The organism is Roseomonas aerilata DSM 19363, assembly GCF_000711725.1.
Lineage (GTDB): Bacteria > Pseudomonadota > Alphaproteobacteria > Acetobacterales > Acetobacteraceae > Roseomonas > Roseomonas aerilata.
Genome location: NZ_JONP01000082.1, coordinates 1 through 10,601, shown reverse-complemented (window position 1 = coordinate 10,601; position 10,601 = coordinate 1). Strand labels below are relative to the sequence as shown.

Below are 10,601 nucleotides of genomic sequence, written 5' to 3'. Positions count from 1 at the left end.
CGGCGACAAGGGTTACGACAGCAACCGCTTTCGCGAGGCCCTGGGCGAGCGCGGCATCGAGCCCTGCATACCCTCATCCAAGAGCCGCAAGGTGCCGCTCCCCTACGACAAGGCCCTCTACCGCCAAAGGCACCGCATCGAGAACATGTTCGGCCGCCTGAAGGACTGGCGCCGCGTCGCCATGCGCTACGACCGATGCGCCCACACCTTCATGTCCTCCATTTGCCTCGCGGTCGCCGTGCTCTTCTGGATCAATGAGTCCTGACCCTAGATCGTGGAAGTTCAGAGAGGTGGCATGAACGCGCACGCGGATGGCGGGCGGTCCGGGATTGCCGGGATCGGGGAGGTCCACCAACGTCAGGCCGTCGAGCCCTCGCTGCCGATGAGCCTGGAGAGCCTTCATACGGGTGCTCCTCGGCTGCGCGAGGGCAGCCATTGCAGGACGGTTGCCGTCGCCGAGACGACCAGGACGGCACCGAGGTAAGCCTGGGTTGTGCCCAGGAAGCCGGTGAGCGGAACGGCGAAGCCGGCGGCGATCGGCGGGACGGCCAGAGACAGGTAGGTGACCAGGAAGATCGCCGCGAAGAGTTCGGCGCGCTCGTGCACCGGGGTGAGCGGCACCAGCGATTGGATGAGGCCGCTGAACGACGCGCCCAGTCCGGCACCGGCCACCGCGCTGCCGACGAAGAACAGCGCCAGAGTGCCCGTGCCAATGAACACGAGAAGCAGGCCGACCCCGGCTGTCACCGCCGCCATGCCTAACACCGCCATGCGCCGAGGCGGCTGCCCACGCATCAGGAGCGAGGATGCGGCGCCGGCTCCGCAGAGCACGGCGACGGTGGCGCCGTTCAGCAGTCCGCTGTTGACCGCGAAGACGTTGCGCAGCAGCGACGGCCCAAGCGCGATGACGAAGCCGCACAGTGCCCAGATGGATAGGAGCAGCGGCAAGCCACGCATGAAGCCGTGCCGCGCCGCTTGGGCGACATGCACGCTTGGCACCATGGACCGGAGCAGACCGGGCACCCGGCTTGCCGTTTCGGGAATCAGAACAACCGACACTGCGCCGAGGCAAAACAGCCCGCCCAGCAACCCAAATGCCCAGACTTCCGCCTGGTTCGTCACCCCGAGCAGGGCGCCGGTGACGAGGGCGCCCGTCGCCAGCCCGGCCAGGGGCGAGACGCTGGTCAGCAAGCTGCCGAGCGCCTTTCGGGCCGGGGGCGCCGCCTCGATCACCGCAGCGGACAGCGCGCCGTTGACCACGCCCATGGACAGCCCCTGGACGATCCGGGCGGCCAGCAATCCGCCGATGCCGTCCGCCGTCAGGAAGAGGGCCATGGATGCGGCCTGGATGATCAGCGCCGCGACGATCACCGGCTTGCGGCCCAGATGGTCGGAGAGCGAGCCGGCAACGAGCAACGTCACCAGCAGCACCAGCGAGTAGATGCTGAACGCGAGCGTCAGCATGCCCGAGGAGAACCCCCACCGCCCCTGGAACACGACGAACAAGGGGGAGGGCACACTGGCCGACACGAAAAACAGGAACAGGGTGATCGCGAGCAATGGGAAGGCGATCGAGGAGGCGGGTGGCGATGCCAGGGAGGTCGCTTCGGGCAAGCTGCTATCCGTGCCGTCGATTGGAGTGTCACGAGCTTCAGCCCGCTCCTAAAGCATATGACCCAGCCGCCTCGGGCATTGAAATCGAACCTTTTGCGTGCCGTTATCGACACGATGGATACCAGAACCCTCGATCTCGGATTGCTCGTCACGCTCGAAGCCTTGCTTGCGGAACGCAACGTCACGCGCGCTGCGCGCCGGCTGAACCTCAGTCAGCCGGCCTTGTCGGCGCGGCTGGCGCGGCTCCGTGAGGCGCTCGGCGATCCGCTCCTGATCCCGGCCCAGCGCGGGATGGTGCTGACCCAGCGGGCACTCGAGCTGATGCAGCCACTGCACGAGGCGCTGGAGAGGATCCGCCACGTCGTCGAGCAAGGAGCGCCGATCGATCCGGCGACCATGCGAGCAACCCTGGTGATCGCGGCGAGCGACTACGTCCAGTATGCGCTGCTGGCGCGCTTCTCGGTCGCGTTGCGGGCCGAGGCACCCATGGTCCGCATCGCGTGGCGGGCGCTCGACGTGATGGCACTCACGACGCAGCTGGAGCGTGGTGAGGTTGACCTGGCCTTGGCTGCGCCTGAACACGCGCCGGCGGCGATGCGCCAGCGCCGACTCTACGAGGAGGATTACGCGGTCATCGCGCGACAAGGACATCCAGGCGTGCAGGGCGATCTGGGGCTAGACGTGTTCTGCGCGCTGGACCACGTTGTCGTATCGCCTCAGGGCGGCGGTTTTGCAGGGCCCGCGGACGCGGCGCTTGAGGCGATCGGCCGCCGCCGCACCGTCGCCTTGTCCACGTCAGGCTTCCTGATCGTGCCGGAGGTGGTATCCCGGTCCGACATGATCGCACTGATCCCGCGCCGGATCGCAGAAGGCTGGTCGGATCGGGTGCAGGTGCTGGAACCGCCGCTCACCATACCTGGATTCGTCATCGCCAGTATCTGGCACGAACGGACGACTACCCACCAGGCACAGAGCTGGCTGCGCGACCGACTTGCCGCGTTGGCATGATGGTGTATGCCTATGTACCGCAGGTCCAAGCTTACTTTCCCAAAACACCATCGTTTTCGGGAAAGCCAGGGTGCCGTCGGAAGTACGGCGAGAGTCGGCTTTGGATCGCCTCTGGCAGTCGAGCGCCTGCAGCCATACGTCCGCTTTCCACCCGACTGAGCCCTCAAACCTACCTGTTGGCTGTCTGCCAAACCCGTCTTTGTTTACCCTGCGTGAGAGAACTCAGTCGGCATCCCCTTAAGCCAGCCATTCCCTGAACTTGGACCACCTCCGTCGCGTGTTCCTGTTCTTCACGGCGATGCCGAGCGCCGACCGCTGTCCCACCAGCCCGGCCAGCCTCTTGCCATGGATGGCGCCGGTGTAGAGCAGGTTCCTCGCCAGCATGGCGTAGTGCTGGGTGGTGAGGGGGATCACCACGGCCGGGTACTCCGACCCTTGCGCCTTGTGGGTGGTGGTGGCGTAGGCGAGCACCAGCTCGTCCAGCTCGCCGAAGCCGTAGGTCACCTCGCGCCCCTCGAAGCGGACGGTGAGCTCCCTCTCCTCGGGGTCGATGGCCGAGATCACGCCGAGGTCGCCGTTGTAGACCTCGCGATCGTAGTCGTTGGCCACCTGCATGACCTGGTCGCCGGGGCAGAAGGTCCAGCCGAAGCACTCCACCCGGAGCTCGCCCGGCGGGTTCAGCGCCTTCTGCAGTTCGATGTTGAGCGACCTCGCGCCCAGCCCGCCCCGGTTCATCGGGCAGAGCACCTGCACGTCGCGCACGGGGTCAAGCCCGAAGCGGGCGGGGATCCTCTCCCGCACGACCGTCAGCAGCTTGCGGACACCCTCCTCGGGGTCGGGCGCGTCGATGAAGAAAAAGTCCGACCCCTCGCACTGGCGGAGCTCGGGCATCTGGCCCTGGTTGATGCGGTGTGCGTTGACCATGACCTGGCTCTCGGCGGCCTGGCGGAATACCTCGGTCAGCCGCGCGCTCGCCCGCGCGCCAACCATTTCGATCAGCTGGAGATAATTTCATTGGCATGTCGAAATTTCTGGTATATGTCCATTTTTGTTCAACTCCTGGTTGGTCTACCGATTCACGGGATTGTGCTGAAAAAAGCGCGTGATTAGAAGCTGGTGGAGCATCTATGTCCTCGTCGCTGTCGGCAGCTGCCTCTCGCACAGCAACATGCTTCGAGCTACGCATGCTGTTTGCAGCTTTGCGCAAGCTCAAACAGCAGTTCAGGAGCAAGTGGCGCATCTACCCAGGTCAGACCCACAGGCGACCTGTTTGCGAAGGGGATTGTGCGTCAACTAGCGCGTCGGCCCAGTCTGGTGGCATCGTAAAACAAGCACCCCGCAAGGCGGCAGCGAGCAGCGGGCGAGGCCGAGGCCGAGGCGAAAGCGGACCTGCTACATGTCCTACGTCCACAGGAATGGTGGACATGCTCCGTCGCGAGCTTCAGCACCGCACAAAGAACAATCTCTCTCTCATCATTGCTCTTCTAGGGCGTGAACAACGGATAGCGACTGCAGAACAGGACGAACGCGCCGCTGGCAGGCTGGGAGCGCTGATCCAAAGAGTATCTGCAATCGCTGTCGCGCAGGATTGGCTTTCGCTCTCCGGGGATGACGGACAGGAGATAGATCTCGCTGTATATTTGCGCGTGCTTGTCGAGAAGATTCAACTAACCTTTGGCGACAGTCTCCAATTGAAGGCCGATCTGAGCCAATGCATCCTGCCTTTCAGCAAGGCTGTCGCAGCAGGCCTCCTGGTCAATGAACTCATCACCAATTCAGCCAAACACGCCTACCCTGAGGAGCGCGGTGGATTAGTGCGCCTTGTTCTTCGTATCGACGAAGAAGGCAGGGAGGCGGTACTTACCGTTTCTGATGAAGGGCAAGGGATTGACGTGGCGGCCGTTGCGGCGCGCGTGGCGGAAGGTGGGCAGGGGATGACGCTTGTCGAACTGCTGTCTAAGCAACTCGGTGGGCATGTTGTGCACCAAATGCCTGAACATGGGACGAGAACGACCATCCGCTTTGCCTGCGTGACTTAGAACATGATTTTGGTGTTCCTGCGCGATCTGGCATTGTGGTGGCGTGCACCGAGGCGCCGTCGTCCCCACTGGCATACTCTATACGACTGACAAGTGCTGACTGGCCAAAGTGCTCTAACCAACTCGCGGAGCCGCCGAGGCGGCACGGGAAGGCAGGGATGGTGGCCCACTGGGCGGCATTCAAATAGGCCTCCTTTGACCCATCTGGCTTATGGCGATTGCAGCAACCTGTTCATCGAGGGGCAGAGGGTCAGCGCCGTGGCAAAGGGCATGGCGCACAACTAGCCCAAAGGCGCCGGCAAGCCCTTTCGCCGGCACCGCTCGCCTAATCCAAGCGGGCACCGGAGATCCTGACCACCTCTCGCCACGTCGGCCGCTCGCGTTCGACGCGGGCGAGAACGTCGGCAGGGGTGCTCCAGACGCACTTGGCCCCAGCACGCAGGAAACGCTCCTGCATGGCCGCGTCCTGACTAATCTCACGCATCGTTGCCGCCGCACGTTCTACGATCGGGGTAGGAACACCTGCGGGAAAGGCCATGGCGCACCAACTCGTCACCACGAAGTCGGGCACCCCGACCTCCGCCATCATCGGGACCCCCGGCAGGGTCGGCCAGCGTTCGGCGCCGGTGATCACGAAAGCCTTCATGCGGCCCTCCTGGATCACAGGCACATAGCTCGCGAGATTGTCCATCGCGCAGATCAGATCGCCCGACAGCATTGCGGGGATGATCTGCGCCGCGCCCCGGAAGGGTACGTGGGTGCCTTCGAGCCCGAGGCGGCTCGTGAACAGAGCACCGCTGAGATGGGCGGTGGTGCCGACGCCGGGCGAGCCGTAACTGATGCCCCCGGGACGTGCTTTCGCCCAGGCGACAAACTCCTGAAAGTTGTTGGCCGGGTTGTGTTGGGCCGAGACGACAAGGACGTTGGGCAATTCCCAGTGCATGGAGATCGGCTGGAAGTCGCGCTGCGGGTTGTAAGGGAGAGTCCCGTAGAGAAACTGGTTGATGTGCCAGGCGCCAAGCGTCAGAGGCGCCATGCTGTATCCATCCGCTGCGGCCTTGGCCAAGGCGTCCGCGCCGATGTTGCCGCCCGCGCCAGGCCGGTTCTCCAGCACGAAGCTCTGGCCGAGCCTCTGCTGCAACTGCTCACAAAGGAGCCGGCAGAGCACGTCGGTTGATCCGCCGGGTGGCCAAGGAACAATGACGCGAATTGGGCGGTTCGGCCAACTCTGCTGTGCTGCGGCAGGGCGGGCGAGGGGCGCGGCGAGGGCCGCAGCCAGCGTCGCGCGACGGGTCGCTTGCATCTGTTTCCTCCCAAGTATTGGAGGAACGATACGCAGGCCGGCTGTGCAGGGCCACAATCCTTTCACGCTTAGGCCGTGACCGACGCGCGAATAAATGTTCTCAGTAGCGCCCCGGAAGGCAGCGGTGATCATGAAGGTAACTGCCCCAGAGCAGGCATTCGGCATACAGGCAACCGGAGCGCTGCGCTTTTGACTCCCCGCACGTAGCCGCTCCGACGGCCGTTGGTCCGCTCACTTCCGCAGTTTGGCCACACCGAGTTCCTGCCACATCCACGTGAAGTCGTACTCGCTGATTGGGTCGCCGGCAGGCCGTTTTGATGAGTGGTTCTCCAGGGCCTTAAGCCATCTCACCACCTTTCCCCGTCTCTTGACCGAACGTGCCGCCCGGCGCGGTGAGACGTTGCCCAGCGCCGGGATCGGCTGGTCGAGAACCTGTCGGTAGTGCTCCTCCAGCTGCTGTTGAAGGATAGCTCGTATCTGGTCGGGTGGCAGGTCCAGGAGAGGGGGCTGCTCCCCGCCGGCTCGCTGCTCCTCCAGGAGTTGTTCAAGGTCCTGCCGCTCGACGAGCGGCGGCCGAACCAAGCCCTCCAAGGCGGGCTCGAACAGCGCGCGGCCGCGCTCCGCCCGTGCCTCGGAGTTCACCGAGAGGATCACCTTACGGCCGGAGATCTCGACAGCGCCGAGCACGACCGCGCCGCCCTCGATCGTCGTGATCAACTGGACGCCGTTCGGCTTTCGAGGAACACGCTTCGGCGGCTTCGCGGGGAACGCAAGCCAATTCCAGAAGCTCGGCCCGGCGCGGTCCAGGTCCCGGATGCCATCCAGGGCGGCGCGCACGGCAGCCAGCGTCACGCCGGGGCGGAGCGGAAAGTGCAGGGTGACGAACCTCAGCGGGTCACCATCGCTGTTCGCCACCTCAGGCGGGGTGTCATCGAGTTCGGCCCGTAGTACGGCTGCAAGCCAGAGGTTGGTGAAGGCAAAGGCCGTGCGGCCGAGAAGCAGCTCAGGGGTGAGCGCCGCGTTAGCTCGTTCCGCTGACACGGTCCGACCGATCTCCTTTGCGACCTGCGCCACCAAACCTCCTGCCTTGCTCCTGCCTTGCTCCTGACCCGGCGCAGCGAGGCCAGCAGTTGTTCGCTTGTGTCCTGGTCGAAGGCGAGGAGGGTACCGCTGATCACCGTGACGCTCCGCTGCGGGATAACCCGTGTGGCAACCCTGTCCCACTGGCGCAGGCTGCGGGTGCCGGCCTTCTCCAGCACGCGGACAGGCTCGGAGGGACGGACGAGGTCGCGCAGCAACATCGACTCGCCCGGGACCACCTCACTGACCTCGTAGAGGCTGATCACGGAGTGGCGGAGCGCGGCGATGTACTCCTGGGTGACGACGGGCTCCTTCAAGCAGCAGCGCTTGAGGTAGTCGTCGGCTAGGTTGCGCCCGTCCGGCAGATCCGAGGCGAGTAGGTCCTCGAAAGCGGCACCCCAGATGACTCCCTGGTCCGCATCGTCGAGGAAGTCCCAGAGATCCTCGATCTCCAGATCAGCACCGGCGCAGGCCTTGGCAACATGGCGGACGAGGGTTTCGGCCATGACCTCGCGCCATTCCGCGCGCCGCGTCCAGGCAATCAGGCCGTCGAGCTTGTGGATGACTGGCATGCCTGCGCCTCAGGCAGAGAGTTCTCGGGCCGAAGAGAATGGGCGATGCAGCGGTCCGTGAACAAGCCTGGGTCGTCTCGGCTCAGCGATCACCAGAGATGAGACCGAATCACGCTGGTGACGGGGACGGCGACTACGAACCGGTCGTGAAGCAGCTAGTCGCGGACGGGTTCACGGTGACGGTGCTGTACTGGGCCCACGCCAGCCGGGAGCCACGCGAGGCAGCGACGGCCTTTCACGCGCTCAATCCCTGCATCGCCGACTTGGCTCTGCACTGATCGTCGAAGCCTGAAGACCTGCGGCACCAGCGAGGGTAGCCAGCCGAGGCATTAACACTCCCGCCACATCTGTCTAGATTTTGATCGAAGTACAAAATAATCATGTTGCCGAATTGATCTTTCTGCCTCCATGACCGCTCTGCGGCTCGCGGTTGAGCCGGAAACAACTGGAAGCCACGACATGCTGACAGCTCAAGAAGTACAGACCTTGGATAGTTCAGAGAAGGTTCGGAGCCCGATCGACGTGCATGTCGGAGCCCGCGTCCGGGTGCGCCGCACACTCTTGGGCATGAGTCAGGAGAAGCTGGGAGCTGCGCTCAGCCTCACGTTCCAGCAGGTCCAGAAATACGAGCGAGGCACTAACCGGATTGGGGCAAGCCGTCTGTTCGATCTGGCTCGGATCTTGGACGTGCCGATCGGCTTCTTCTTCGACGACATGCCGTCAAGCGTGGACGGCGGCTCGTTTGTTAACAGCTCACGTATTGCTACCCATAATGAATTGCAGAACGGCGTCGAGGACGACCTTCTGCACAAGCGAGAGACTCTGGAGCTCGTTAGAGCATATCACCGTATCAGCGAGTCAGCGGTCCGGAAACGCGTCCTTGACCTGATGAAGAGCCTTACTCCGGCCGAGTAAGGAGTGGGTTTGAAGTTGACCCGATTCTGCGGACAGATTTGCGGGTAGGGATGAGCTGTTCGCCGCTCCGCGGAGCGCCTTGAGACAGGCCGACGTGAGTTTGAAGCATCGTGGCGCGTCGCCTGCCTCGCTCCTCGGCGTTAAGCAGCAGCCGTCCCCAGGCCTCAGGCGGCGTGAGGCTTGCGGCCCTTCGCCTCTGCCTCCGACCGCTCCCTCCAGAAGGTCATGTCCGCCTCCTTGCTGAACATCACCCGAACGCCGGTGGCACCCTTGCTCATCCGGAGGTTACCGCCGTTCTGGGCTCGGTGCTCGGCAACCCAGCGCTTGAAGGTCGGGTCTTCCTGGGAGCATCCCGCGAACTCGAGCACCCCGGCGATCTCTTCCTGCTTGCGACGCTTGACCATTCGTCAGACCCCTGCCGGTGTACGTGAAAAACGCTGGCGCCATGCGGCTCAGCGATTGCCCGCTTGAGACCGTTCAACGAAGAACGAGGAGGCGAGACCGAAGACGTAGCCCTGCGCAAAGCAGGTGAGGGATGACGTGTGAGGCTCGGGGCTGAAGTGCCCGTTTGCGCAGAAGCTGCAATCGCCTGGGTGACAGCAACACCAAATCCGGATGGGAGTGCCGATTAAAGATGAAGCGATTGCAAGGCGCTAAACCTTGTAGACTAAATCGCTCAAGTCCCAAGCTTCGGAGATGTTGGCCTCTCCGGAGAGAGAAAGCGGCGCTCGTTCCGCACTTGAAGTATCAAGCTATTTGCGGAAAGTGAGGCCAGAACACACGGAGAAGCGCGATCCCAACCTGCCAGAGAGAAGTTGTCTCGCGGGAAGTTGGAGCAGCGAGAGGAACTGGGGGCGAACATTCTCTGGGAGGGCGGCCTGCCGCCCCCCCCCGCCATAGCTTACCCTAGTGACGGAGGCTGCTCGACCCCACCCATCAATTGGGCCCTTAGTCGCGTGCAGCGTTCTAGCAGCGTCGATATTTCTCGCGCGAGCGCTTCCTTGCCGGACGCCACTTCCGCTAGTTCCGCAGCCTTCACGTCCAACGTCGTTAGAGCCGTCGCTACGTGGCCATGTGAAATGTCAATCACTGCCGCTTCGAGAGTTTCAGCCTCGACCTTGGCTTGGTCCGCGAAAGCATTTCTGAGACCCCGTTTGAGAATGGTTAGGGGTGAGCAACACGGCGGAGCAGGAGGGCGCCGAGGCTGACGCGGATCATGGCTTCGCTGACGTCGCAGCGGCGCTCGTAGTCGCGCACCAGTCTGCGCCAGCGCATCATCCAGCCGAAGGTCCTCTCTACCACCCAGCGCCTGGGCAGGACGTGGAAGCCCTTTTGGTCGGCCAGCTTGCGGACGATCTCGATGACGAAGTCGCGGTAGGCGGCCCCGCTCATCAGCTTGCCCCGATCATAGGCGCCATCGGCAAACAGATGTTTCAGCCAAGGCCACCGCTTGCGGACCGCCGCGATGATCCGCTCCGCCCCGGCCGCGTCCTGGATATCGGCCGTGGTCAGGTTGACCATGAGCAGGCGCCCATCCGTATCCACGGCGACATGCCGCTTGCGCCCTTTGGTCCGCTTGGCGGCGTCGTAGCCCCCGCCGTCAGGCGCGTGCGGCGCTTTCACCGTCTGGCTGTCGAGCACGCCTCCGCTCGGACTGGCCTCCCGGCCCTGTCGCTCGCGGTCTAGAGCTTTTCCACCCTACTCGAACGCATAGCCTGAGTTGGCGAGGTAGTTCCTGTACTCGGCTGGGATGAAGGTCTTGAGCAGGCGGCCGATGGTGTTCCTGAGGGCTTCTCGGGTGCGGGCCGCGGCCTTTCGGAGCAGGGCCTTCAGCTTGGCGAAGGCTTGCTCGATGGGGTTCAGATCCGGCGAGTAGGGCGGCAGGTAGAGCAGGCTGGCGCCGGTAGCCCGGATGGCTTCGCGCACACCGGCAACCTTGTGGGCGGGAAGGTTGTCGAGGACCACCACATCGCCTTTGGACAGGACGGGCGCGAGGAATTGCCCGACATAGGCGAGGAAGGCCTCGCCGGTCATGGGCCCGTCGAGCACGAGAGGGGCGACGAGGCCGGT

General features: G+C 64.0%; 11 protein-coding genes and 2 pseudogenes. 5 read left to right on the top strand and 8 right to left on the bottom strand.

Annotated elements, in window-relative coordinates; all coding sequences use genetic code 11:
- Positions 1-265 (top strand): IS5/IS1182 family transposase (locus tag BO39_RS28140; protein ID WP_043840010.1); only part of this gene is annotated, 265 nt, incomplete at its 5' end.
- A 134-nt stretch (positions 266-399) separates the two neighbouring features.
- Here the strand turns inward: BO39_RS28140 and BO39_RS28135 are convergent.
- Complete coding sequence (locus BO39_RS28135) at positions 400-1,614, bottom strand: MFS transporter (RefSeq protein ID WP_043840009.1); 1,215 nt, start codon at positions 1,612-1,614, stop codon at positions 400-402.
- Between the two features lie 57 nt (positions 1,615-1,671).
- On the opposite strand from BO39_RS28135, the gene BO39_RS28130 reads away from it, so the two are divergent.
- Complete coding sequence (locus BO39_RS28130) at positions 1,672-2,622, top strand: LysR family transcriptional regulator (RefSeq protein WP_245615453.1); 951 nt, start codon at positions 1,672-1,674, stop codon at positions 2,620-2,622.
- A gap of 237 nt (positions 2,623-2,859) precedes the next feature.
- Here BO39_RS28130 and BO39_RS28125 read toward each other — a convergent pair.
- Positions 2,860-3,594, bottom strand: a pseudogene (locus BO39_RS28125) (ATP-dependent DNA helicase); the annotation flags it as partial.
- A 452-nt stretch (positions 3,595-4,046) separates the two neighbouring features.
- On the opposite strand from BO39_RS28125, the gene BO39_RS32115 reads away from it, so the two are divergent.
- Positions 4,047-4,661 carry a sensor histidine kinase gene (locus tag BO39_RS32115; protein WP_169742883.1) on the top strand — a complete coding sequence of 205 codons (615 nt, stop codon included), beginning with the start codon at positions 4,047-4,049 and terminating at the stop codon, positions 4,659-4,661.
- 325 nt (positions 4,662-4,986) lie between these two features.
- Here BO39_RS32115 and BO39_RS28115 read toward each other — a convergent pair whose 3' ends face one another.
- The 3 genes from BO39_RS28115 to BO39_RS28105 form a co-directional block, all read right to left on the bottom strand.
- Positions 4,987-5,964: a Bug family tripartite tricarboxylate transporter substrate binding protein gene (locus BO39_RS28115; RefSeq protein ID WP_043840005.1), complete on the bottom strand. Its 978-nt coding sequence runs from the start codon at positions 5,962-5,964 to the stop codon at positions 4,987-4,989.
- Between the two features lie 231 nt (positions 5,965-6,195).
- Positions 6,196-6,801 carry a hypothetical protein gene (locus BO39_RS28110; protein ID WP_156964077.1) on the bottom strand — a complete coding sequence of 202 codons (606 nt, stop codon included), beginning with the start codon at positions 6,799-6,801 and terminating at the stop codon, positions 6,196-6,198.
- 50 nt (positions 6,802-6,851) lie between these two features.
- The gene (locus BO39_RS28105; protein ID WP_052402972.1) at positions 6,852-7,616 is read right to left on the bottom strand and encodes a DUF7986 domain-containing protein; all 765 of its coding nucleotides are present in this window, start codon (positions 7,614-7,616) and stop codon (positions 6,852-6,854) included.
- A 98-nt stretch (positions 7,617-7,714) separates the two neighbouring features.
- On the opposite strand from BO39_RS28105, the gene BO39_RS28100 reads away from it, so the two are divergent.
- Both BO39_RS28100 and BO39_RS28095 read left to right on the top strand, forming a co-directional pair.
- Positions 7,715-7,894 (top strand): PIN domain-containing protein, encoded by a 180-nt coding sequence (locus BO39_RS28100; protein WP_043840002.1) that lies wholly within the window; start codon positions 7,715-7,717, stop codon positions 7,892-7,894.
- Positions 7,895-8,075: 181 nt separating this feature from the next.
- Positions 8,076-8,531, top strand: coding sequence for a helix-turn-helix domain-containing protein (locus tag BO39_RS28095; protein WP_043840000.1), 456 nt, complete (start codon positions 8,076-8,078; stop codon positions 8,529-8,531).
- A 164-nt stretch (positions 8,532-8,695) separates the two neighbouring features.
- Here BO39_RS28095 and BO39_RS28090 read toward each other — a convergent pair whose 3' ends face one another.
- The 3 genes and pseudogenes from BO39_RS28090 to BO39_RS28080 all read right to left on the bottom strand — a co-directional run.
- The gene (locus BO39_RS28090; protein ID WP_043839998.1) at positions 8,696-8,935 is read right to left on the bottom strand and encodes a hypothetical protein; all 240 of its coding nucleotides are present in this window, start codon (positions 8,933-8,935) and stop codon (positions 8,696-8,698) included.
- Between the two features lie 760 nt (positions 8,936-9,695).
- A pseudogene (locus BO39_RS28085) lies at positions 9,696-10,217 on the bottom strand (IS5 family transposase); the annotation flags it as partial.
- A gap of 12 nt (positions 10,218-10,229) precedes the next feature.
- Positions 10,230-10,601, bottom strand: a 372-nt coding sequence (locus tag BO39_RS28080) for an IS630 family transposase (RefSeq protein WP_043839997.1), incomplete at its 5' end; no start/stop codon positions are given.

Bases quoted from the DNA above. Each gene is read 5' to 3' on its own strand.
- BO39_RS28105 (WP_052402972.1), bottom strand. From the start codon at position 7,616: ATGCCAGTCATCCACAAGCTCGACGGCCTGATTGCCTGGACGCGGCGC.
- BO39_RS28130 (WP_245615453.1), top strand. From the start codon at position 1,672: ATGACCCAGCCGCCTCGGGCATTGAAATCGAACCTTTTGCGTGCCGTT.
- BO39_RS28095 (WP_043840000.1), top strand. From the start codon at position 8,076: ATGCTGACAGCTCAAGAAGTACAGACCTTGGATAGTTCAGAGAAGGTT.
- BO39_RS28100 (WP_043840002.1), top strand. From the start codon at position 7,715: ATGAGACCGAATCACGCTGGTGACGGGGACGGCGACTACGAACCGGTC.
- BO39_RS28115 (WP_043840005.1), bottom strand. From the start codon at position 5,964: ATGCAAGCGACCCGTCGCGCGACGCTGGCTGCGGCCCTCGCCGCGCCC.
- BO39_RS28090 (WP_043839998.1), bottom strand. From the start codon at position 8,935: ATGGTCAAGCGTCGCAAGCAGGAAGAGATCGCCGGGGTGCTCGAGTTC.
- BO39_RS32115 (WP_169742883.1), top strand. From the start codon at position 4,047: ATGCTCCGTCGCGAGCTTCAGCACCGCACAAAGAACAATCTCTCTCTC.